General features: G+C 64.8%; 23 protein-coding genes. 12 read left to right on the top strand and 11 right to left on the bottom strand.

The annotated features are described in order from the left end of the window. Positions 1-11 precede the first annotated feature (11 nt). Genes AB0O58_RS01065 through AB0O58_RS01055 form a run of 3 tightly spaced genes read right to left on the bottom strand, consistent with a single transcriptional unit; the run spans position 12 to position 2,529 of the window. The gene (locus AB0O58_RS01065; protein ID WP_366237744.1) at positions 12-668 is read right to left on the bottom strand and encodes a response regulator transcription factor; all 657 of its coding nucleotides are present in this window, start codon (positions 666-668) and stop codon (positions 12-14) included. After that, positions 665-1,933, bottom strand: a complete 1,269-nt coding sequence (locus AB0O58_RS01060; protein WP_366237743.1) for a histidine kinase — start codon at positions 1,931-1,933, stop codon at positions 665-667. The genes AB0O58_RS01065 and AB0O58_RS01060 overlap by 4 nt, the downstream gene beginning before the upstream one ends. A 17-nt stretch (positions 1,934-1,950) precedes the next feature. After that, positions 1,951-2,529 carry a hypothetical protein gene (locus tag AB0O58_RS01055; RefSeq protein WP_366237742.1) on the bottom strand — a complete coding sequence of 193 codons (579 nt, stop codon included), beginning with the start codon at positions 2,527-2,529 and terminating at the stop codon, positions 1,951-1,953. 157 nt (positions 2,530-2,686) lie between these two features. Between AB0O58_RS01055 and AB0O58_RS01050 the strand changes: the two genes are divergently transcribed. Next, complete coding sequence (locus AB0O58_RS01050) at positions 2,687-2,887, top strand: hypothetical protein (RefSeq protein WP_222072580.1); 201 nt, start codon at positions 2,687-2,689, stop codon at positions 2,885-2,887. A 6-nt stretch (positions 2,888-2,893) separates the two neighbouring features. On the opposite strand, the gene AB0O58_RS01045 is transcribed toward AB0O58_RS01050, so the two are convergent. Both AB0O58_RS01045 and AB0O58_RS01040 read right to left on the bottom strand, forming a co-directional pair. Beyond that, positions 2,894-3,427, bottom strand: a complete 534-nt coding sequence (locus tag AB0O58_RS01045) for a histidine phosphatase family protein (protein ID WP_032390682.1) — start codon at positions 3,425-3,427, stop codon at positions 2,894-2,896. After that, positions 3,414-3,956, bottom strand: a complete 543-nt coding sequence (locus AB0O58_RS01040) for a GtrA family protein (RefSeq protein ID WP_283314448.1) — start codon at positions 3,954-3,956, stop codon at positions 3,414-3,416. Before AB0O58_RS01040 ends, AB0O58_RS01045 begins: the two co-directional genes overlap by 14 nt. 62 nt (positions 3,957-4,018) lie before the next feature. Here AB0O58_RS01040 and AB0O58_RS01035 point away from each other — a divergent pair, with 62 nt between their 5' ends. Together AB0O58_RS01035 and AB0O58_RS01030 are read left to right on the top strand one after the other, a co-directional pair. Further along, positions 4,019-5,206 carry an MFS transporter gene (locus AB0O58_RS01035; protein WP_366237741.1) on the top strand — a complete coding sequence of 396 codons (1,188 nt, stop codon included), beginning with the start codon at positions 4,019-4,021 and terminating at the stop codon, positions 5,204-5,206. A gap of 209 nt (positions 5,207-5,415) precedes the next feature. Next, positions 5,416-6,363 carry a CPBP family glutamic-type intramembrane protease gene (locus tag AB0O58_RS01030; RefSeq protein ID WP_366237740.1) on the top strand — a complete coding sequence of 316 codons (948 nt, stop codon included), beginning with the start codon at positions 5,416-5,418 and terminating at the stop codon, positions 6,361-6,363. Here the strand turns inward: AB0O58_RS01030 and AB0O58_RS01025 are convergent. Beyond that, positions 6,353-6,865, bottom strand: a complete 513-nt coding sequence (locus AB0O58_RS01025; RefSeq protein WP_366237739.1) for a GNAT family N-acetyltransferase — start codon at positions 6,863-6,865, stop codon at positions 6,353-6,355. The two genes, AB0O58_RS01030 and AB0O58_RS01025, sit on opposite strands and share 11 nt — an antisense overlap. A 75-nt stretch (positions 6,866-6,940) precedes the next feature. On the opposite strand from AB0O58_RS01025, the gene AB0O58_RS01020 reads away from it, so the two are divergent. From AB0O58_RS01020 to AB0O58_RS00990, 7 genes are all read left to right on the top strand, one after another. Further along, positions 6,941-9,115 (top strand): DUF222 domain-containing protein, encoded by a 2,175-nt coding sequence (locus AB0O58_RS01020; RefSeq protein ID WP_366237738.1) that lies wholly within the window; start codon positions 6,941-6,943, stop codon positions 9,113-9,115. Positions 9,116-9,222: 107 nt separating this feature from the next. Further along, complete coding sequence (locus AB0O58_RS01015; protein WP_196249603.1) at positions 9,223-9,825, top strand: biotin transporter BioY; 603 nt, start codon at positions 9,223-9,225, stop codon at positions 9,823-9,825. Beyond that, positions 9,822-10,955 carry an AMP-binding protein gene (locus AB0O58_RS01010; RefSeq protein ID WP_283314459.1) on the top strand — a complete coding sequence of 378 codons (1,134 nt, stop codon included), beginning with the start codon at positions 9,822-9,824 and terminating at the stop codon, positions 10,953-10,955. Before AB0O58_RS01015 ends, AB0O58_RS01010 begins: the two co-directional genes overlap by 4 nt. Further along, the gene (locus AB0O58_RS01005) at positions 10,952-12,073 is read left to right on the top strand and encodes a thiolase family protein (protein ID WP_366237737.1); all 1,122 of its coding nucleotides are present in this window, start codon (positions 10,952-10,954) and stop codon (positions 12,071-12,073) included. The genes AB0O58_RS01010 and AB0O58_RS01005 overlap by 4 nt, the downstream gene beginning before the upstream one ends. Next, positions 12,070-12,750, top strand: coding sequence for an ABC transporter ATP-binding protein (locus AB0O58_RS01000; protein ID WP_366237736.1), 681 nt, complete (start codon positions 12,070-12,072; stop codon positions 12,748-12,750). The genes AB0O58_RS01005 and AB0O58_RS01000 overlap by 4 nt, the downstream gene beginning before the upstream one ends. Next, the gene (locus AB0O58_RS00995; RefSeq protein ID WP_366237735.1) at positions 12,747-13,382 is read left to right on the top strand and encodes an energy-coupling factor transporter transmembrane protein EcfT; all 636 of its coding nucleotides are present in this window, start codon (positions 12,747-12,749) and stop codon (positions 13,380-13,382) included. Before AB0O58_RS01000 ends, AB0O58_RS00995 begins: the two co-directional genes overlap by 4 nt. Continuing rightward, positions 13,372-14,835 carry an AMP-binding protein gene (locus AB0O58_RS00990; protein WP_366237734.1) on the top strand — a complete coding sequence of 488 codons (1,464 nt, stop codon included), beginning with the start codon at positions 13,372-13,374 and terminating at the stop codon, positions 14,833-14,835. Before AB0O58_RS00995 ends, AB0O58_RS00990 begins: the two co-directional genes overlap by 11 nt. Here AB0O58_RS00990 and AB0O58_RS00985 read toward each other — a convergent pair. From AB0O58_RS00985 to aroQ, 5 genes are all read right to left on the bottom strand, one after another. After that, on the bottom strand, positions 14,739-15,515 hold the full coding sequence (locus tag AB0O58_RS00985; protein WP_366237792.1) for an acyl-ACP thioesterase domain-containing protein: 777 nt from the start codon (positions 15,513-15,515) through the stop codon (positions 14,739-14,741). The genes AB0O58_RS00990 and AB0O58_RS00985 overlap by 97 nt on opposite strands. Positions 15,516-15,582: 67 nt before the next feature. Then, on the bottom strand, positions 15,583-17,094 hold the full coding sequence (locus AB0O58_RS00980) for an NlpC/P60 family protein (RefSeq protein ID WP_366237733.1): 1,512 nt from the start codon (positions 17,092-17,094) through the stop codon (positions 15,583-15,585). 134 nt (positions 17,095-17,228) lie between these two features. Continuing rightward, entirely contained in the window at positions 17,229-17,813 is a 585-nt protein-coding gene (locus AB0O58_RS00975) for a vitamin K epoxide reductase family protein (RefSeq protein WP_283314467.1), read from the bottom strand. Positions 17,814-17,833: 20 nt separating this feature from the next. Further along, the gene (locus tag AB0O58_RS00970) at positions 17,834-18,604 is read right to left on the bottom strand and encodes a thioredoxin domain-containing protein (RefSeq protein WP_366237732.1); all 771 of its coding nucleotides are present in this window, start codon (positions 18,602-18,604) and stop codon (positions 17,834-17,836) included. Positions 18,605-18,667: 63 nt separating this feature from the next. After that, a complete protein-coding gene (gene aroQ, locus AB0O58_RS00965; RefSeq protein WP_283314470.1) occupies positions 18,668-19,102 on the bottom strand; it encodes a type II 3-dehydroquinate dehydratase in 435 nt (144 codons plus the stop codon). Positions 19,103-19,192: 90 nt separating this feature from the next. On the opposite strand from aroQ, the gene AB0O58_RS00960 reads away from it, so the two are divergent. Next, positions 19,193-20,482, top strand: a complete 1,290-nt coding sequence (locus tag AB0O58_RS00960; RefSeq protein WP_366237791.1) for an MFS transporter — start codon at positions 19,193-19,195, stop codon at positions 20,480-20,482. A 128-nt stretch (positions 20,483-20,610) separates the two neighbouring features. Continuing rightward, entirely contained in the window at positions 20,611-22,305 is a 1,695-nt protein-coding gene (locus AB0O58_RS00955; RefSeq protein WP_283314471.1) for an MDR family MFS transporter, read from the top strand. Positions 22,306-22,445: the final 140 nt, after the last annotated feature.

The raw sequence follows: 22,445 nt of genomic DNA, 5'->3' as shown, positions 1-22,445 counted from the left end.
CTCGGATAGGGCTAGCTGCTCACCAGGCCGTTGCGGTAGGCCCAGATCACCACGTGCACTCGGGTGCCGACCTCGAGTTTGCGGCAGATGTTGCCGATGTGGGTCTTGACCGTACTCTGCTCGAGTCGCAGTGATCGGGCGATCTCGCTGTTGCCCAGCCCTGTCGCGAGCAATTGCACCACCTCCATCTCGCGCAGGCTCAGGCCGTGTTGTGGTGCAGCGCTTCTCGCCGATCGCTGTGGTGTCCCTCGTCGCGCGAACTCCGCCATCAACCGTGGGGTGACGCGCGGCGACAGGGCCGCTCCGCCGGCGGCGACGGTCGTCACGGCGTCGGCGAGCTCGTCCGGATCGGCGTCCTTGAGCAGGAATCCGGATGCACCGCTGTCGAGCGCGGCGTACACGTACTCGTCGAGATCGAAGGTGGTGACGACGATGACGCGAACCTCGTCGAACCGCGCCAGGATTTCCCTCGTTGCGGTCAGCCCGTCACCGTTCGGCATCCGGATGTCCATCAGTACGACGTCGGGTTGTAGTGCCGAGACCTGTTGTACGGCATCGCGTCCCGATGCGGCATGTCCGACGACCTCGATGGCGGAGTGGTCGGCCAGGAACAGCTCGAATCCCTGCCGAACCACCGGTTGATCGTCGACGATCAGTACTCTGATCATGCCGGTACCCCGTCAGGCCGGGAAATCTTGCCGTCGACCGGAAGTCGTGCACGCACCACCCAGCGCCTGTCCTCGCCGAGCTCACTCGGCCCGGCCTCCAGTGTCCCGCCGAACAGGGCTGCTCGCTCCCGCATGCCGGGAATGCCGAAACCCTGCCCCGAGGAATCGCTCTGGCCGGAGGCGGGGGAGGCGATCGTGTTGGATACGGTCACCTCGACAGTCGAGGCTCCAGTGCTGACCTGGACCAGCGCGGCGCAACCGGGCGCGTGGCGTCGAGCATTGGACAGCGACTCCTGCACGATGCGAAAGCATGTCAGCTGCACCGCGCTGTCCGTTCGGGCTGCGTCGCCGGTGACGTCGAGGTCGATGGAGGCGAACGACATTCGAGACTGTTCGACGAGGTCGGTGATATCGGAGATCATGGGCTGTGGTGCGCCGCCGTCATTGTCGGTCGGACGCAGGATGCCGACAATTTGGCGGAGACTGTCGAGGGTGCGTTGACCGTGTCCGATTGCGCCGGTGAGTAGTTCGCGTGCCTGCTCGGGGTCGCTCGTGATGAGAGTCTTCGAAGCCTTGGCCTGGATGAGCATGCCGGTGAGGTGATGGGCCGCGACGTCGTGCAATTCGCGTGCCATGGTGCGCCGCTCGTTGTCCAGAGCTGTCTCCAGGCGTTCCCGGTGCGCCGATTCGGCCCGCCCCAATGCCGCCTCGCTCTCCAGTTCCTGGGCCCGGCCACGTGCGATGTATTTGCCCAGCGCGATGAGCACCGTGTAGTTGATGGCCAGGTTGGCGATCTGTTCGGCCACTACTCCCACGGTTCCGCCAGGTCCGGCTGCTGCGTCGGGATAGGACAGGCGTGTATCGACACTGACCAGGATTTCGAGTATCAATCCGGCACCGAGGGGAACAAAGAGTCTCGGGCCGCTCACGCGAATTGCCAACGCGGCGATCGCGAACCAGTACAGGGGAGTGAAACCCAAAGTGCGCTCGGGTAATACGAGGATGAGTGCCACGCTGATCGCGACCACAGTCGAGTACGAGAACACAGGGTAGGTTCGGCGGACGCAGGTCGCCGCTGTCATCGCCAATACTGCGACGACACTCACCGTGACCAAGGCCGGGCTCTCGACGAGTTCGTCTCTGGTATCGCCGACCATGCCCGTCGAGAGTTGAAATGCGGCGTAGACGACGGTGGCCAGCAGCATCTCGACGGGCAGGACCACCGGATTACGCGGCCGCCATGAGGGGCGAAACGTGTTCGGCATCCGGGACCTGCTCACCATCAGAGTCGACTCCGTTCTCCTGCACTATCTTTCGCGTGCCCTGGGCTCTTGGTTCCCAGCACCCACAGCGGTCCGGTGACGAACCAGAAGAACGTGATGACGCCGAGTGGTTGCACCACAGTTTTCAACGCTTCTGCCTGCTCCGAGTCTGCCACGGTGGCGGCGAGTCCGTAAGTGATGGCCAGTGCGATCGCGGCAGCGCACAGCCATTTCGCGAATCCTCGGATCTCGTTGCGGTAGGCCTGCGGTCCGGTCTTGGGTGGTGTGGACGGTGCCGGTCCTCCCGCGAAACGGTGGGCGAAGCGCACGTCCAGCCAGGCCACGGTGGAGTGTGCGAACACGAGGGTCCAACCGAGATAGATTCCGGCGAGACGGTGAGCGAACTCGACGTCTCCGCCGCGATGCAGATCCAGAGCCACCGCTGCGACGAGGACGAGATCGAGGACCGGGAGCAGGGCAAGAGTGACGGTGCTGGCCGGCCGCATCCGAGCCAGGTAGCGCAAGCACAGGCCGCCGAGGACCAGTACCCAGAAACCGACTTCGCAGACGGCGATGGTGAGCAGGATCGGGTTGTTCATGCCTCGATCTCACCCGAGCACCCCTCGCGCGAACACCCCTGCCGAGGCGTCGTAGCTGGTGATTCCTACCGACGTACGACGCGGCGGTCCACCGAAAGTCGTAGTAGGCCGCGCTACTGTGGAAATACGCATACGGGACACGAAGAGGGAGTCGACGATGGCAGGCAAGAAGATCGACAGAGTCCATGCACAGTCCGCGCTGGAAACGGTTCGCGAGAATCCGGGTATTGCAATGATTGCCGCCGCACCAGCATTGGTGGTGCTCGCAGTGGTGTGGTGGCTTCTCGGATTTCCCGCCGCGCTGATTCTGCTGATCGCCGCAGGCGGTGCCGGATACCTGTATCTCCGGAACCGCTAGTCGGGTCTACGCGCCGTCGGAATCGGCGCGGGGGATGCAGAATTCGGTGATCGTGGCGGTACTTGCTGCCAGCTCGGCCCAGCTGCATTCGGTGGTCAGCACGGCGATTGCCGAGGTGGGGAAGCGGTGTCGCACTTCGCGGGCCACGTCGGTGTCGTCGTCGACGGCCAGTTCGAGTGCCGTCCAGGGAATTCCGGGCTCGTGCCCGACGACCAACAGTGTCGAGACGGTCACGTCGTCGAAGTAGGTGTCCGCCAGTTTGATTTCGTCGATGATCTCGTCGGCCGATCCACCGTAGATGTCTCGCTCGAAACGGGTGGGTGCATCGCCGAGGCCGGTGGCGGCCAAGGTCTCGCGAGTGCGCAGAGCCGTCGAGCACAACACGGCGTCGACGGAGCCGACGTGCTCGGTGATCCAGGCTCCAGCCAGTCCTGCCTCCCGTTGGCCGCGCGGAGCCAGTGGCCGCTCGTGGTCGGGCACGCCGTCGGGATAGCCGGATTTTCCGTGCCGCATCAGCACGAGAGTCCTAGTGGTCGCCATGCCGTCCACCGTAAACGGTCAGGGCAATCTCATCGGGAACGACGTTCGCCGGCTCGGGGAAAACGAACTTGCGCATTGCCCACCACCGGAAGGCGGTGGCGAGCAGGGTGCCGACGATGGATCCACTGACGAAGTCCGCGATGTTCTCGGTGATGAAAGACACGTTGGGAGCGCGCAGATCCAGCACGTAACTCGACACCCAGAGCGGCAATTGGTTGATGGCCAGACCGGTCCCGGCGACAGCGAAGAACAGCGCCGCTTCGTGATGACGACGTCGTCCGCCGCGGGCAGTGAACGACCATTCCCGGTTCAGAACGTACGACACGATCGTTGCGATCAGCACGGCCAGAACATTGGCTGTCACCGGCTTGTCCTGCAGGATCGTCCACTTCAAGCCGAAGAACAGCACGACGGTCACGACGAAGGTGATTGCTCCGACGATGAGGAACTTGAGAGCCTCGGCGTGCTTGACGAGGGGCGCGAGCCAACGCTCGGGAACGTGGTCGGTGAGGCGGTCGGACACATGCATCCCATCGACGTTACCTCGAGTAACGGGTTGCGTAGTCCCATGAACGATATGCTCGCGGCACTATGGGCCGCCCGAAAACCAGTGCTCGCTTGTCCGTTCTGATCGTCTTCTTCGTCAACGGCGCCGTGTTCGCCAACTGGGCACCCCGCATCCCCGAGATCCAGAACTCGTTGTCCATCGACGTCGCCACGCTGGGTTTCGCCCTCGCGGGGGTCGGTGTCGGTGGGCTCGCCGCAGCACCCGTTGCGGCTGCGCTGGTACACCGGTTCGGCAGTCGGTGGACTGTTCTTGCGTCGGGACTGTTGTTGTGCGGGGCGTTCGTGCTCCCCGCTGTGGCGGTGTCGTGGTGGACGTTGCTGGCAGCTCTGGTCCTGCTCGGCGGGGCCGACGCGGTGATGGACATTTCCATGAACGCTCAGGGAGTGCTGGTCGAGGAGCGTGCCGGTCGATCTCTGCTCAGTGGCTTTCACGCGGCGTGGAGTGTGGGGGCTGTGGTGGGCGGAGTGACGGGTGCCGCGGCCGCAGGTGCTCGCCTTCCGGTCGCGGTGCACTTCGCCTGCGTCGCCGTGGTGTTGGTTCTGGCGCTCGCGGCGGTCGGCCGGGGTTTGCTGGGTCCGGATGCGCGGCCGGACGAGTCCGCCGACGGGCCAACTCCTCAGCCGGCCGTCGGCCGTCCGATTGCGGCGCTCGCAATGCTCGGTGCGGTGGTTCTGCTGGCCGGCTTGATGGAGGACTTTCCGCAGTCCTGGAGTGCGGTGTACATGACGACCGAGGAGGGTGCCGGTCCTGGCGCTGCCGGTCTGGCGTTCGTCGCGTTCTCTGCAGCGATGTTGGTGGGACGCCTGGTGGGTGACCGGATCGTGGATCGGTTCGGACCGTCGTCGGTACTGACGGGTGGCGCAGCGCTGGTAGCGGTCGCGTTTGCGGGCATCGCGGGGCTGTCGGTGCTCGCCGTCGACGTGCCTGTACTGGTCATCGCTGCATTCGCGGTCGCCGGCCTGGGGTCGAGTCCGCTGTTTCCCATCGTGTTCAGCCTGGCCGGGCGGCTTCCCGGTGTCTCGTCGGCTGCGGCGATCTCGACCGTCTCGCTGATCTCGCGTGCCGGATTTCTGCTGGCACCGTTGGTGGTCGGGCGGGTCGTCGAGGCATCGGGCTTCGGGTCGGTATTGGCCGCGATCGCTGCCGCGGGCGTCGTCTTCGCGCTGATCGGGTGGCTGTACGGCCGCAAATTCCCAGTGCAGTCCACCTGATCTCGACCAGTCGGAGAGTCGAGGTGAAGCCGACGAGTCTCGGTTGGCGTGAGCTGATCGGGAAATGTCACCGTGACTGCGCGGTACTGAATTTTGGTCTCGTGCGTGATAGACAAAGTCCGGAGTTACGGTCTCGGCGGGGTGAGAGGCCATATGGGAATGGCGAGACGCGATGCTGTATGCGGCGATGAGTGAATGGTGGTGACTTGATGGCGACCGATGCCGACTCTGGTCTCCGTGACAAGTCCCGCAGGCGGGCGCTGTCTGTCACCGGTACGGCTGCTCTGGCGCTCGCTCTGGTGGCCGGGTGGGTCGTCGTTTTCTTCATCGGCTTGGTGGGTGCGCTGTGGCGTTTTCGTGAGCCGCACGCTCCGGCACCGATTCTCACGATGCACGATCAGTGGACCGATCTCGCGGTCGGCGCGCTACAGGTCGCGGTGGGTGCGATAGCGATCGGCGCGGTGTATCTCGCGCGGCGACGGACATTGCCGGCGGTGCTGCCTCTGCGGCATGGCTCTGCGCGCGAGGCTGCGTTGACATGGTGTGCTGCGATCGGCGCGGCGTCGGCGACAGTGCTCGTACTGTCTCGACTGGATATACTCCGGTTCGGGTTCTCGATCCCTGCATCTGTCGAATCCGATTGGCTGGCAGTCGTTTCGGCGCTCGCTGTCGGTCTGAGGGAAGAGCCGATTCTGGTAGCTCTTCCGGTTCTGCTGTTGGTGGGCAGGATGCCGATCTGGGCGATCATGGGGTTGTCGGCAACGTTGCGGGGCTTCCTGTACCTGTATTTCGGCGGCGGCGGGTTCCTCTGGGCAGCGCTGTGGGGTGCTGCGGCGGTGTGGGTGTACTACCGATATCGGCAATTGTGGGTGCTGATCGCCATTCATGGATTCGTGATGAACATTCAGGCCTTCGATCGGGTGATTCCGTCCGACAATTCGGCGACGGTGCTGCAGTGGATCAACATCTTGATCCTGTTCGCCGCCCTGCTGTGGTGGATCACGCCCCGCGCTCTCGATGCGTTCCTGCCGAATACGGTGGCTGTCCGGTACAACGATCGGACCGTCGAGACGACGCCGATGGTGACCGAAGTCGTGTTGAATCCCGAGAACCTGAACCCCGACCGATCCAGAAACGAACCGCCCGTCAAACCCTGACCATGCGCGCTTCGTGGCATTCCCACGTCGGGTCGAAGCGGACTTCGCCGTCCAGCGCGAACCCGTTCTTGCGATAGAAGGCAACCGCGCGCTCGTTGGCCGCGGCCACCCACAAATACGCAGCGGGAGTGTCCTCACCTAGTACGTCGTTCATCAACGCCAGTGCAATGCCGGTGCCGTGGTGTTCGGGAAGAACGTTCAACGACCACAATTCTCGTGGCGCGGGCGGGTTTTCGTCGCGCGGGGGTCCTCCGGTCGCGAAGCCGACGACGCCTGCATCGGCGACGTCTATTGCGCATCGGGTGCGAACTCCGCGCGCCGACGACTCGTCGCGGTGGGCGATGATCTGCTCCCACCGTTCGATGCGATGCTCGGGCCTCATCGCATCCAACTTCGCATCGTTCATCATTCCCGCATACGTTGCCTTCCATATCGCAACGTGTGCGGTGCCGATCCGATGCTCGTCGCCGGGCCGAACGTCGCGGATCGAGTAACTGCTCATCGTGTCGTTATACCGGCCCGAACTCGGTGAGTGAATCGAATTTTCTTGTCGGACCCCTCTCGTATTATCGAATGCATGTTCGATACCGGGGGGTGGGGAGCGGCGGAGACGCCGTCGGTCGATGACTGTATCGCGGGGTTTCTCGATGTCATCGCGCTCAGCCGTGTTCAGGAAAACCTGGCACGGGCAGCGACTTTGCTCGCGTATTGCGACGTACTCGAGATGCGTCTCGAGGCCGCCGAGGCCACTGACGGAGATCCCGGCGAGACCGTCCGCGGCGCGTTGTGCGACTTGGCCGTCACGATGACCGGCACGCGTCGCGATGCGTCGGTGGTGCACGATGTCGCCGAGCGTTTACATCGAATGCCGTTGACGGCCTTGCGTTTCGTGACCGGTAGCTTCGACTGGTCGACGGTGGTCACCATCACGTCGGTGTTGCATCGCGCCAGTGACGAGACCATCTCGACAATCGAATACGAGGTTTGCGCCGCAGGGGGTCGAATGCGCCCGCAGGCTTTGCGGAACCGAATCTGGCGGTTGTGGATGAAGGCCGATCCGGACGGTGCCGAGCAGGCCCGTGAGATCGCGAAGTCCGAAGAGGTCGGAGTGCGGATCGACCGCCCCGGTCCTGGGGGTATTTCGTCGCTCATTGCAAAGATCACGGATCTCGAAGCGGCCGAGGCGGATGCACTCATCATCGAGATTGTGGGGACTGTCTGCAAGGACGATCCGCGGTCGACGGGGATGCTGCGGGCCGCCGGACTGATGGCTTTGCTGCACGCCGAGCATTCGCTGGTCTGCCAGTGCGATCTCGGTGACGAGTGCCCGGTTGCCGGTGCCGCCGATGATCTCCCTCCTCGGCGCGGGCATCTCCTTCAGATCGTGGTGGCGGTGGAGACGCTGCTGGGACTGTCCTCGGATCCCGGGACCTTGGCGGACGGGACGCCCATCGATCCGGAGGTGGCGCGCGTCGTCGCCACCGACGCGAAATGGCAGGCGATGCTGACCGAGTTGGTCGACATGCTCAAACCCGAAGAAAACAGTCCCGGCGACGACGAGGGCGGTGACGGCGGTGACGGCGGCGGCGAGGGCGGTGAGGGCGGTGAGGGCGGTGACGGCCACAAGGGCGACGACGGCCCGGTTGGCGGTGACCCGAAAGGCGGAGGACCGTCTAGCAGAGGGCCGGATGGCGGTGACCCGGACGACGTGAATCCTGATGGCAATTCCGGTCCCGACGACGACGTTGGTCCCGATGCCGGTCCTGACGGCGATGGCGGTCCCGACGGCGATGCCGGTTCAGACGGCGATGCGGGTCCAGGCGGCGGCGACCAGGACGACCGTCGCGGAAGAGGCCCGGACGGCGTTGGAGGCTCGCAGCGCGGTGAGTGCAGCGGGCGAGACCCGGGTAGCAGTAGGTACCCGGACAGCAGACACGACTCAGGCGTGCGGTTGTCGACCGGTTTGTTGCTACGTCGAGTGGTGGGCATCGGGCGCGTGCGCGGCGCCGGCGAGCTTCCGACGATACGCGGGGCAGGTGGTGGCTGTGCGCGTTCACTCGCAGCCCCTGTGCTGGGGGAGGAGTCTGTCCGCGATGGGCTGGTCGCGCGGTGGCTCGCATGGATTGCCGAGAAGCCCGAGCGTGCCCGGGGCATATTTCCCGACGGGCATGGCGGGGAGTCCAGTCCGTCTCCGGCTGCGGTGACCTATCGACCCAGTGCCCGTGTCGCTGCTGTCGTTCGGGCCGCGTATCGCACGTGCACGTTTCCCCAGTGCGACGTGCCGTCGGCACGGTGCCAGATCGATCATCTGGTGCCGTTCGATCAGGACGATCCGCGGCGGGGAGGTTGGACCATCGTGACCAATCTTCAACCGGTCTGCGTGTTCCATCATCAGGCCAAGACCTCGAAAACGTGGTCGGCGGCGATGATGGCCGGAGGGGTGATTCTGTGGTCGAACTCGCTCGGTTTGCGCTCGATCACGTTGCCGGACTTCTCGATCGGATCGCCCGCGGGTCGCAGCAGACGTCGGAAACGGTCTGCGGAACCGGTGAGATTCCTGTCCGAACCGACCCGATGGGAACTCGACTACAGCGGATCCGCACCCCCGACGCTCGCGGACTTCCGTACTGCCTCGACGGACTCGGCAAGGAAGAGGCTGGCAGAGAAGAGGCGGGCCTATCTCGAGCATTGCCGCGTTGTACACGCACGCATACGACAGGACTGGAGTCGATACGATCCCGCGCCCTTCTGACGCCGGCACTGCCGGTGCCCGAAAGGTGGTCAGGGCCACGCACCTGCTACCTTGAACGCCGTTCAAGTATCTGGGGCAGGTGATCGCCCCTTCTTCGAGGAGCCACCGTGTCAGGTATCGACAGCAGTACTCGCCCGCCGAGCCGTAAGGTCGGTCGAATGAACGTCTCCGCCCGCGACATGGCGCAGATCGCGGTGTTCGCGGCGCTCATCGCCGCGCTCGGATTGCCGGGATCGATCACAGTGGGCTTCTCCGGAGTCCCGATCACCCTGCAGACCCTCGGCATCATCCTGGCCGGCGCAGTTCTGGGGCCACGCAAGGGTACGGCCGCAGTACTGGTGTTCCTCGCCCTGACGATGATCGGCCTGCCGCTGCTGGCGGGCGGACGCACCGGCCTCGCGGCGATGGCCGGCCCCACCGTCGGATACCTGATCGGCTGGATTCCGGCAGCGCTGATCATCGGCTGGCTCACCGCCCGCATCCTGCCGAAGTACTCGATCGTGCTCGGACTGCTGATCAACGCAGTCGGCGGGATCCTCGTCATCTACATCTTCGGCACCATCGGATTGCTGCTCCGCACCGACGTCGGGCTCTGGGCCGCGATCACCACCAACGGTCCGTTCCTGCCTGGCGACATAGCGAAGGTCGTCGTCGCCACGGTCGTGGCCAAGAGCGTGCACCGCGCCTACCCGGGACTGATCAAGGCGTGATTCCGACGCTGGGAGGTCGAGACCAGGACACCGCCATCGTCTGGCGCGGTCGCAGTCTCACCTACGCCGAACTCGACGCCGCCGTCGAGCAGTGGCCTCACCTCCCGGCACACGCCCAATCACACGACGCATCAGCACTGGATCTGCCGGACGCATTGGTCTGCGTTCTCGCGGCGGCTCGGCAGGGGAGCGCCGTGCATGTCGAGGACCCGGCCGCCAGGCCCGAACGCGGCGGCGACCATGATCCCGATGCCTTCCTGCTGGTGGCGACCTCCGGTTCCACCGGCCGACCCAAGCCGCTCGCGCGCACCGCGTCGTCCTGGCTCGACAGCTTCGCCGAGTTCACCGACATCACCGACATCCGTGCCACCGATTCGGTAGCGATCACCGGCCCCCTGCACGCCACGATGCATCTGTTCGCGGCACTGCATGCGCTGTGGCTGGGTGCCTGTGTCACCGACGACCAGGCGCAGGCCACGGTGGTACATGCGGTCCCTGCGGTGTTGCGGGACGTCGCCCCGCAGATGCCGCACCTTCGGATCGCGGTCGTTGCTGGGACGATGCTGGACTCCGTTGCGGCCCAGTGCGTTCCGGCCAGTGTGAGACTGATCGAATACTATGGGGCCGCCGAGTTGTCCTTGATCGCAGCGAGGGTCGTGGGTGAGCAGCCGTCACTGGCGCTGCTTCGCGACGTCGAGGTGCGCACCGACAACGGTTACCTGTTCGTGCGGTCCCCCTACGCCGCCCTGAGTGCACGTGATTGGTTCGCCGTCGGCGACCTGGCCGACGTGCATGGCCGGGAGCTCGTCGTCCACGGGCGCGGAGATGCGGCGATCAACGTCGGCGGCACCACCGTCATCGCCGAGGACGTCGAGCGAATACTGGTCTCGATCGACGGCGTCCTCGCCGCCGCGGCAATCGGGACCCCGCACTCCGTTCTCGGCGAAACAGTCTCTGCTGTCATCGAACTCGATGGTTCGCGCGATCTCGACGTGGTGCGCGCCGATGCCCGAGCGATCATGGCCAAAGAGGCACTACCGAGGCGGTGGACGGTGGTACAGCAGTTGCCCCGCACCGCCAGCGGCAAAATCGCACGAGGGGCCCTACTAGCCAGAGGGGCACTGGCATGACGCCCACACCCGTTGTAGTCGCGGGTAAACGCACCGCGATCGGTATTGCAGGGCACGGGTTCGCCGATGTCACGGCACCGAACTTGGCCGTACCGGTCCTGAAAGCTGTTGCCGCAGAGATTGATCCGCTCGGTGTTCCGATCGACGACGTGATTCTCGGCAACTGCCTCGGCCCAGGCGGTGACGTCGCCCGAGTGTCGGCGTTGGGTGCTGGGCTCGGTGTCGCCGTCCCGGGAGTCACCGTCGATCGCCAGTGTGGATCCGGGTTGGACGCGTTGGCCCAGGCCGCGTCGCGTATCCGGAGCGGCGACGAGACGATGATTCTGGCTGGGGGAGTCGAATCTGCGAGTACCAGCCCGTGGCGGTTCTGGCCGCCCGTCGGCGACGCGGAGCCTGTCCGCTACACCCGAGCGCCGTTCGCGCCCGACGGGTTCGACGACCCCGACATGGGGGTTGCGGCGGATGACCTCGCCCGGCGTCGTGGGATCGGTCGCGAACGCCAGGATGCCTATGCCGCACGGTCTTTTGCGCGAGCGGCAGCGTACGACTTCTCCGCCGAAATCGTGTCTGTGAACAACATGGCTACCGACGAGCGCATTCGGCCCAACATGACGACGCAGCGTCTGAGCAGGCTGCGCCCCACGTTCAGCACGGACGGGACCGTGACCGCGGGTAACTCGTGTGGAATCTCCGACGGCGCAGCCGTTCTGGCGGTGACCAGCCTCGACCGAGCCGCAGGCATGCCGGCACTGCGCATTCTCGGCAGCGCTGTGGCCGGGTCCGATCCTGCCCTCCCCGGGCTCGGACCGGTACCCGCGATCGACAAACTGCTCGCCCGCACCGGGGTGGCGCTGAGCGACATCGAAACAGTCGAGATCACCGAGGCCTTCGCGTCGGTCGTACTCGCTGTCGCGGACGAACTCGGTATCGACGAGGACCGCATCTGCCCGGACGGTGGCGCCATCGCAATGGGGCATCCGTGGGGAGCGTCGGGCGCAATATTGTTGGTGCGGTTGCTCTCTCGTATGCTGCAGCCCGGAGGCCCCGCGCTGGGGTTGGCGGCCTGCGCTATCGGCGGCGGGCAGGGAATAGCAATGCTGGTGGAGAGAGTGTCATGAGTACGGTCGCCTTCGAGAACATCTCTCACGCCTTCGGCGAGCGCCAGGTGCTGCGCGGCATCGATCTCGAATTCGACGAACGCCGTGTCGGCATCATCGGGTCCAATGGGTCGGGGAAATCCACGTTGGCCCGCATGATCAACGGGTTGATCAAGCCCGACACCGGCCGGGTCACGGTCGACGGCGTCGACGCGGCCAAGAAGGGCGCGCAGGTCCGCAAGAAGGTCGGCTTCGTGTTCACCGATCCCGACTCTCAGATCGTCATGCCCACCGTCGCAGAGGATCTCGCGTTCTCGCTGCGGAGGTCCGGGCTCAGCAAGACCGAGGTGGCCGAGCGTGTCGACGAGATGCTCGTCAGATTTCGACTCGATCGGCACCGCGATCACCCTGCGCATCTGCTGTCCGGTGGGCAGAAGCAGTTGCTAGCCATCGGGGCCGTCCTCATCCGGCGGCCCGAGGTGATCGTCGCGGATGAGCCGACGACGTTGCTCGATCTGCGTAACGGTCGCGTCGTCGCCGATGCCTTGAATTCGATGGACCAGCAGGTCATCGTCGTGACTCATCAGCTGGCGTTGCTGGACGGTTTCGAGCGCGTCATCGTCATCGACGACGGGCGCATCGCATTCGACGGCACCCCGGCTGCCGCAGTACCGGCCTACCGAGAGTTGATCGGATGATCGGTCTCTACCGCCCCGGTGATTCGTTGCTGCATCGGATGAGTCCGGGATCGAAACTGCTGGCGCTGATCGTTGCCATTCTGGCGACGGTGATTTTCGCACGCACACCGCTCGAGGTCGGCGTGGTTGCCGTGATGGTCGCAGTACTGTTCGCGGTCGCCCGCATTCCGGTGAAAGTCGCTCTGGCGCAACTACGTCCGGTTTTGTGGATGCTGTTGATCATCGGAGTGTTCCAGGTGATCATCACCACCTGGCAACGCGCAGTGGTGGTCTGCGGAGTGCTGATCGTCTCCGTCGCGTTGGCCGCATTGGTCACGCTTACCACCCGCGTGACCGACATGCTCGATACCGTCACCCGAGCTCTCGGTCCCGTCCGCCGCTTCGGCGTCGACCCGGATCGTATCGGTTTGCTTCTGGCCCTTGCGATTCGCTGCATACCATTGTTGGCGTCGATCGTGCAGGAAGTGTCGCAGGCCCGAAAGGCCCGCGGCCTGCAGTGGTCGATGACTGCCCTGGCCACACCGGTGTTGGTGCGTGCGCTCCGCACTGCCGATGCGATGGGCGACGCTCTGGTGGCGCGCGGTGTGGACGACGACGGTGTGGACGACGACGGTGTAGATGATGACGAGTGATCTTCTCACCACACGGATAGCGCAGCATTGCGACCGGGCAGACATCGCAATCGTCGACGCGACAGATCGGATCACGTACCGGGATCTGTGGCGTCGGGTGGAAAGAACCGCCGGGTCGATGGCCGGGATGCATCGAATCGCGGTGTTGCCGACGTCGGACATCGAGTCGCTGATCGTCGTCGCGGCCGCGATGCATGCCGGCGTGAGTGTCGTTCTGCTGCACAGACATCTGCTACGCGGCGAATTCGCCGACGCGATGTCGGTCACTGCACCGTCGCTGATCGTGGCGCATCCGCGTCAGCACGCACGATTGCACAGGTGGGGTGCAGACACAGTTTTGGCACCCGGGCAGCTCGCCACCGACAGTTCCGTGCGCGTGGACTCACCCGCAGGTTGTGCCGAACTGCTCGTAGGCGTCACGTCCGGAACCACCGGCCCACCGAAACTGTTCGTTCGTGATCAGGCGTCCTGGGCAGCCACGCTCGACCGTTCCGATTCTCTGTTCGATCTCGGTCCGGGCGACAGAGTGTCTGCATCGGGAACCTTCGATCACACGCACTTTCTCTACGGTGCGTTGCACGGGCTGACCCGCGGCGCGACGGTGGACCTGCGCACGGCGGCGGCCGCTCTCGAAGATGCTCCGACACATCTGTATTCGGTACCGACGATCGCCTGGGACATCGCGCGGTCGAACGTGCAGTACCCGAGCGTCCGCGAGGTGCTCTCGTCTGCGGCGCGATGGCCGCAGTCGGGTCGGGCGGCACTTGCCACGGTGCTACCGAACGCGACCATGACGCACTTCTACGGCGCGTCGGAACTGAGCTTCGTCTCCTACGACCGTCGAACGTCCGAGGGGGCGGGGATCGAGGGGGCGGGGATCGAGGGTGCGCTGTTCGACGGCGTCGAGGTGGAGACCCGGGAAGAACTGCTGCACGTGCGCAGCGACATGCTGTTCGACGGCTATCTGAGCCGGGTGGGCGAGCACACCATTCTGACGGACGGGCCGGTCGACGGGTGGATGACGGTCGGTGATCGCGGCAGTGTCGACCAGGGCCGGTTGACCTTGCTCGGCCGCGGTAACGAGACGATCGTCCGAGCCGGACTCATGGTCGAGTTGCCCCCGATCGAGGCGGCGCTGTTATCGGTCCCCGGTGTTCTCGACGCCGGAGTGCTCGGCCTGCCCGATGACCGAGCGGGGGAGGTACCGGCCGCCGGAGTGGTTGTGGCACAAGACAGGTCAACGACGGTGGCGCAGATACGGCGGCACCTGCGTTCGTTGCTGCCGGGCCCGAGTCTGCCCGTCGTCATGGCAATCGTCGACGGTTTGCCGCGTACCCCGCGGGGCAAGCTCGATCGTCAGGCCTTGGGTGCAACCTTGGCGACGGTCCGAACCGTCGGCTCGCCCGAGGCCCCGGTGACGACGAACCAGACGGTGAGCGCTCCGCCCTCGTAGCGGTGACGCAGCGTCACGCGTTCGTTTGCCAGTACCGGCGTGAGGTATTCGATGACGGCGCGGTGGGGCGCTGCGGCCAGATGCGGCAAGTCGACCAGCAGTTCTTCGACCGCATGCCAGTACGCCGCGTTGTTGAGATGATTGAAAGGGTCGATATCGGTTGCACGCAAAGGGAATTCGATGTCGCTCTGGGACTGCGACGGTACCGGTTCGGTCAGCCACGCCTTCCATCGCAACCGGTGCTGATCGGTGGTCTTGGCCAGCATCTCCAGTGCCCCGTCGCTGATGCGCGTCGGCATGCCGGTGTCCTTGCTGATGTTGATCCAGAAGCCCTCGGTCTCGATGCGACCGCCCTTCGGGGTCGTCACCGCCACCCGCATGTTGGACCACCGCGTCGACATCGAGGAACACCAGCGCCGCAGGTGCACGCGGTCGGGGAAGTGGATCGGCTCGAAGACGTCGATGACGGTGCGCCGCACGATCCACATCGGGTCCGTCTTACCGAGGGGGGTGGCGTCGAGATTGTCGGTGCCGATGTCCTGGAGGTAGCGCGCGACCCCGTCGAACCGGAGACGGTTGTTGGGGTCGATGTCGCCGGTACGTACCGGCCAGCTCGTCTCGAAGCCCTCGCCGGGCGGCGGCTCGGGTGCCAGATCGTCGTCGAAGCCGGCCGGTTCCACGCGTGCATTGGTCACGTCCGCACTGTACGCGGGTGGGCCGACGAGCTCACCGCTAGACGGCCCACCATTACAGGATGTGGCGCGCTCGCATTCCGTCGAACACCGGTGCCACCCGCACCACGTCACCGGTGGTGGGCGCATGCACCATCTGCCCGTTGCCCATGTAGATCGCCACGTGTCCCGGGCCCGCCGCGCCCCAGTTGCCGAACAGCAGATCGCCCGGCTGGGCGAGGGCCATCGGCACCTCGGTGCCCACGTTCCACTGCGTCTCCGACGTACGCGGCAGGGTGACCTTTCCTCCCGAGGCCTTGAACAGTGCGTAGGACGTCAGGCCCGAGCAGTCGAATCCGCCGCCGGACGGGCCGTTGGTGTTTCCGCCGCCCCACACGTACGGCAGGCCCAGGTAATCCATCGCCAATTGCACTGCCCGCCCGCCCATTCCAGTGAGATCGAGCCCCGCAAACGGAGTGAGGATGGCCGCGAACTGGGCCTCGGTGGCCCGGATGCGCGCTACGTAGGGCTTGGTCTGAGTCTCGTAATCGACCGACCCCGAAGGCATTCCGCCCGAGCGCAACACGGCGCCCGCTCCGGCGTTGTATCCGGCCAGCGTCAGGTCCGTCGTGTCGCCCGAGACCTTGCCTGCGCGCTTCCAGCCGTCGACCTGTCCGTAGATGTCGCACAGCATCGTCCCCGACGCCATGACCGAGTCACCGATGCTGTTGACGTCGACCACGCCGTTGCCGTCGTAGTCTTTGCCGTAGGTTGCCCAGGTTCCCGGCATGAACTGGCCGGGTCCCTGTGCACCGGTGCTCGATACCGGAGCTGTCGGGCCGTACCGGAATCCGTTCTCTGCGGCATAGAGTGCGGCAATCGTTGTGGCCTTGACGCCGCCGCAGATGTTGCCTGCCTTCTGCAACCACGGAACGAACGCGGTGATCGCTCCCACCGCACCCAAACCGATCGGACCGACATTGATGCCGGTGAACGTGATGGGTAGACCGGGAAAGAGTGCTCGCCGAATGGCTTCGGCCGACGCCATGAACGCCGTCTGGGTCGCGATGTCGGCGGCGGTGTACGTCCGGCCGGCGAATTGCAGAGCGCCGGTGGCGAGCCCGGCGACGGCGCTGGATGCCGTACCGGACGAGAAGACACTGAAGGGAAGCGGGGCGCTGGGAGTGATCGCAGCTGCCGGGGCGGCCGCGGCCGCCCCGGCAGCTGGGGACACCGCCCCGGGCGCAGTAGTGGCGGCAGCGCCTGCAGCGGCGATAGCGTCCGGCGTCTCGATGTCGGCAACCGCGGGCAGGTCCGGCAGCATCGGTTCGACGGCGGTGTGCAGTCCCTCGGCGGCGTCGTTCAGAGTCCGGTCTGCGACGTCGGCGGCGGGTTCAGGCATGGTGCCCATCAGGTCTGCCCATTGATCGGACATCGTTTTGCCCTGGTCCTCGGCAGCGGCAGCGACCGCGGCTGCCTGATCCTTCACCGCCTGATTCTGCAGTGGAGCTGGGGCGTCCGTTCCGGCGACTGCGCCTGCGGCAGACACGATGACGGCAACGATGACTGCGAAGGGATCGCCTGCCATGCTTCGACTCCTGTTACTCGATCGTTCTTCCCCGAGCCAGGAGCTGTGATCAGACTCACCCGGGTGCTGCAACCATCATGCACGGTGCAGCCGATCGACTCATGAGTTTTGCGAAACTGTCAGAGCTGCGAAACTCAGAGCAACGAGCCCCAGTAGTCCGAGAACCGGATTCCGATGAGCGCGACGACGATTGCGTACCACACGGCGAGCAGCGTCCACCGCCATTCGAGGAAAAGACGGCCGACTGTGCCCGGGCGTTCGTCCGGGTTACTGGAGGCGGTACTGATCGTGCGGCTCAGAGCCAGCACGAACAGTGGCATCGTCACCGCCCACACCACCATGCAGTACGGGCACAGGGCACCGATCTCGTAGAGGCTCTCGAAGATCAGCCAGTGCACGAACACTTCGCCGAGCAGCAGGCCGGCACTGAGTCCGAGCCAGAACCAGTGCGGGAGTTCGACGCGGCCGAGCCACAGGACACCGGCGACGAGGGCGATGGAGAACGCCACGATTCCGAGGATCGGATTGGGAAAGCCGAGCAGAGCGGCCTGTTTCGTCACCATCACCGACCCGCACGAGAGGACTGGATTCAGGCTGCACGACGGAACGTAGGACGCGTCTTCGAGGAGCTTGAATCGTTCGATCGTCAGGGTCAGTGCGGCGAGGAGCCCCAGTGCGCTGAAGAGAGTGAAGACAGCAGCGCCGGCGCGAGTTCTCATGGTCGGTTACCGGTTGCTGCTCAGTTTCCGGCTGCCGCGGCGGCAGCGAGGATGTTCTCGGGTGTCGGGGTGGCGACGTCGGTGCCGTTGACGCGGACGCTCGGCGTTCCGTTGATGCCTTCGCCGATGACGGTCTGCGTCTGGGTGGTGACCCAGTCCGTGTAACTACCGTCGGTGATGCACGACGCGGTGGCGGGGGAGTCGGCACCGGCTGCGGCGGCGATCTCGACGAGCTTGTCGTCGGGCAGACCGTTGCCGTTCTCGGCGGGCTGCTCGGCGAACATCGAGTTGTGCCAGTTCATCCAACTGTCCCGATCGTTCTCGGCGACGCAGATCGACGCGCTCGCAGCGCGGGTGGAGTACGTCGTGCCGTTCGAGAAGCGGTCGAGAATGGAGATGGGACGGTAGTCGACGGCGACATTGCCTGCGTCCGCCAGCTGCTGCAGAGTCGATCCGCTGACCGACTCGAATGCCTTGCAGGCCGGGCACTGGAAGTCCTCGACGACGCTGACGACAGTGGTGGCGTCGGGGTTGCCGAAACGAATGGCACCGTTCGCGGTGAGCGACGTGGGCGTCAGCTGTGGGCCCGATGTGGAACTCGCGTCGGGTGATGCCTCACCCGACGTCGAATCCTTGTTGACGATGAACAGAGCAATGGCTGCAACGAGCGCGATGAGAACGACTGCGACGACGATCTGGATCAACGTTCGGCGATTCTTGTCGCCGTTCTGCATTGCCCTGATGTCCTTGGACGCTCTGCTGTCTCTCGGTGCCTTGTTGCTGGTGTTCACGGCGACCAGTTTATGCAGGGCAACCTGAGTGTCAGATGAGAGCAGTATCAGGTAAGTGCCGTATCAGATAAGTGCTGCGAGTCGTTCGATTGCGAATCGGTATCCGTCGATGCCGAGTCCGGCGATGACTCCGCTGGCGATCGGAGAGACGAAGGAGTGGTGCCGGAAATCTTCACGGGCGTGCACGTTGGAGATGTGCACCTCGATGATCGGGACCTCGGGGATGACGAGGGCGTCACGCAGTGCCACCGACGTGTGAGTCAGTCCGCCGGGGTTGATGACGATGCCCGACGCCACCCCGCGTGCCTCGTGGATCCAGTCGATCAACTGTCCCTCGTGGTTGGACTGCTCTGCTTTCACGTCGAGTCCATGTGTGGCAGCGGTCTTCTCGCACAGGGCGACGACGTCGGCCAGGGTTGCGTGGCCGTACACCTCGGGCTGGCGGGTGCCGAGCATGTTCAGGTTCGGACCGTTGAGCACCAGCACTTGCTTGGCCATGACGTCACTCACTTTCTTGCTGGGCGAACTACCGAGTCGATCATTTCACAGCGTGGTTGACACAATTGCCCCGTGAGCATTGGGAAGACGGTGACTACGGGGAGAACCGTATGGGTGGTGTGGGGCATCGGTGTCTTCGCGTATGTCATCGGGGTGTTGAATCGAACGGCCTTCGGGGTCGCAGGGCTGAGCGCTGCGGACCGGTTCTCGATCTCCCCGTCTCTGTTGTCCTCGTTCGTGGTGCTGCAGGTGGTCGTGTACGCGGCGATGCAGATTCCGGCCGGAGTGCTGCTGGATCGGATCGGTTCGCGCAAGATGATCGCCGCCGGTGCGTTGATCATGGCGTCGGCGCAGATCACGTTGGCGCTCACCGATTCGCTGCCGGTCGCGGTGGCGGCGCGTGCGTTCGTGGGCATCGGCGACGCGCTGACCTTCATCTCGGTCCTGCGTCTGGTGCCGCGTTGGTTCTCGCCGCGGCGGGTGCCGATCGTGTCGCAGTTGACCGGGCTGCTGGGTCAGCTCGGGCAGGTGCTCTCGGCCGTGCCGTTTCTGATTCTGTTGAACGGGCCGGGGTGGACGTTCGCTTTCGGTAGCGCGGCGGCACTGGGGGTGCTCGCGCTCGTCCTGGCACTCGCTCTGATTCGAGATCGTCCCGACGACAGCACTGTTCCGGAACCGGAGCCGACGTCGTTGCGGCAGACGCTGGACTCCATCGGCGAGGTGTGGCGACGACCGGGGACGCGGCTCGGATTCTTCTCGCACATGGGGACCCAGTTCTCGATCACCACGTTCGCCTTGTTGTGGGGTGTGCCCTACATGACCACCGCTCAGGGATTGTCGGCGTCGACGGCCGGAACGCTGCTGACGTTGTCGGTGCTGTCGGCGGTGGCGTCGGGCATCGTGCTCGGTTTGCTCACCGGGCGCTACCCGATGCGTCGATCCTGGCTGGTGCTGGCGATCATGGTCAGCAACGCCACGATGTGGGCCATCGTGCTGTCGCTGCCCGGACCTGCGCCGCTGTGGCTGCTCGTTCTTCTCGTCGTGGTGATTTCCGTGGGTGGGCCGGGGTCGGTGATCGGATTCGACCTCGCCCGTACGTTCAATCCGAGTGCCAATCTGGGGACGGCTCAGGGAATGGTCAACATCGGCGGTTTCCTGGCATCGCTGTTGGTCATCGCTGCGATCGGGTGGATTCTCGATGCCATGGGCGGTTACGACTTCGACAGTTTCCGGGTCGCGATGCTGGTGCAGTTTCCCGTGTGGATCATCGCGATCGTCGGGGTGCTGGCGACGCGGCGCAAGACGCGCAAGGTGCTCGCGGCCGACGGCATTCACCCGCACACGATGCGTGAGGTGCGAGACCGGATTCGCCGCAAATAAACCTTTGCTTAGTCGGCTTTCTGCGAGCATGCTGGTGGTCCGAATATTGTTGTAGGACACAAGCAAACGTTACGTAAAGGTGCAACAAAGAGATGGTAAGCGAGCCTGAAGTGACCGCGGGACCTGACATGACCGCCGAACCTGGAGTCACTGCGGTCAGCGGCGAGTACTCGCACCGCGAGATCATGACCATTCTGTCGGGCCTGATGATGGGTATGTTCCTGGCGGCTCTCGATCAGACCATCGTGTCGACGTCGGTCCGTACCATCGCCGACGACCTGAACGGGTTCTCCGTTCTCGCCTGGGTGACGACGGCGTATCTCATCACGTCGACTGTCTCGACCCCGCTCTACGGCAAACTCTCCGATCTCTACGGACGCAAGCCGTTCTTCATGACGGCCATCTCGATCTTCGTCGTCGGGTCCATGCTGTGCGGCATCGCGACATCGATGTACGAGCTGGCCGCTTTCCGCGCCGTCCAGGGGTTGGGTGCAGGTGGCTTGATGTCGATGGCGTTGGCGATCATCGGCGATATCGTGCCCCCGCGTGAGCGGGCCAAGTATCAGGGTTACTTCCTGGCTGTGTTCGGTACGTCCAGTGTGCTCGGACCGGTGATCGGCGGTCTGCTGGCCGGGCAGTCGTCCATCCTCGGTATCACCGGCTGGCGCTGGGTCTTTTACATCAACGTTCCGCTGGGAATCATCGCGCTCGTCGTCGTGTGGCGGGTGTTGAACCTGCCGGTGTACCGCCGCGAAGCGCGTGTCGACTGGTGGGGCGCAGTGCTGCTCAGTGTCGGGCTCGTGCCGCTGCTGATCATCGCCGAGCAGGGCCGCGTCTGGGGATGGAGTTCGCCGCGGGCACTGCTGTGCTTCGGAATCGGCATCGTGGGCGTCATCGCGTTCGTGCTCGCCGAGATCAAGATGGGCGACGACGCCCTGATCCCCATGCGGTTCTTCCGAAACCCGTTGTTCTCGTTGTGTATTGCCGTCAGTGTCATCGCAGGCGCAGCCATGTTCGGCGGCATCTCGTTGCTGCCGCAGTACCTGCAGGTGGTCAAGGGTTCGTCACCGACTCTCGCCGGCTACCAGACCTTGCCGCTCGTCGGCGCTTTGATGATCGCGTCCATCGTGTCGGGCTCGATCATCTCGAAGACGGGGCGGTACAAGATCTTTCCGATCGTCGGCACGGCGCTGATGGCCATCGCCATGTTCACGTTCCACTACGTTCATGCCGACACCCCGTTGTGGCAGACGATGGTCGTGATGGGCGTGTTCGGTCTCGGTCTGGGTTCGATGATGCAGCCGCTCACGTTGGCCATCCAGAATGCCATGCCGCCCAAGGACATGGGAGTATCCACCTCGGCGGCAACGTTCTTCCGCCAGATCGGTGCCACTGTCGGCGTGGCGGTGTTCCTGTCGATGCTGTTCACGCAGCTGACCCCCAAGACCGGCGATGCGTTGGTCGCCGCGAGTTCGACGCCCGCGTTCCAGCAGGCCGTGCAGAGCGCGGCCACCAGTGCCGATCCGTTGGAGTCCGGCTTCGCGAAAGCCATCGCCTCGGGTGATGCATCCGTTGCGGGTAGCGCCTTGCAGGACAGTTCGTTCATCCAGAAGCTCGATCCCGCGCTCGCCGAGCCATTCCGTATCGGCTTCTCCGATGCGATGGACTACGTGTTCCTGGCCGTATCGATCCTGATGCTCCTCGGATTCGTCCTGGTGCTCTTTCTCAAAGAGGTTCCGTTACGAACGATGTCAGGCCTGGCCGCGGCTCAGCAGCAGCGCGACGAAGAACGAGCGAACGACGTGGGCACGGGTTTGCATTGATGGCGTGAATTCGCAGAACTGGGGGATCCGGTGGGTCGTCTGGCCTACGTCGCCGGCCGAGTTCTACCGCACTGTGCCGGTCGCCGAGCCGGTAATGGTCCCGGGTACCTCGCATGGTGTGTCGGTCGAGAAACCCGCGT

Origin of the sequence: Rhodococcus sp. NPDC080181 (genome assembly GCF_040702225.1) — a bacterium.
Lineage (GTDB): Bacteria > Actinomycetota > Actinomycetes > Mycobacteriales > Mycobacteriaceae > Rhodococcoides > Rhodococcoides fascians.
The sequence above is the reverse complement of the archived record's forward strand: the minus strand, read 5'-3'. Positions and strand labels throughout refer to the sequence as shown.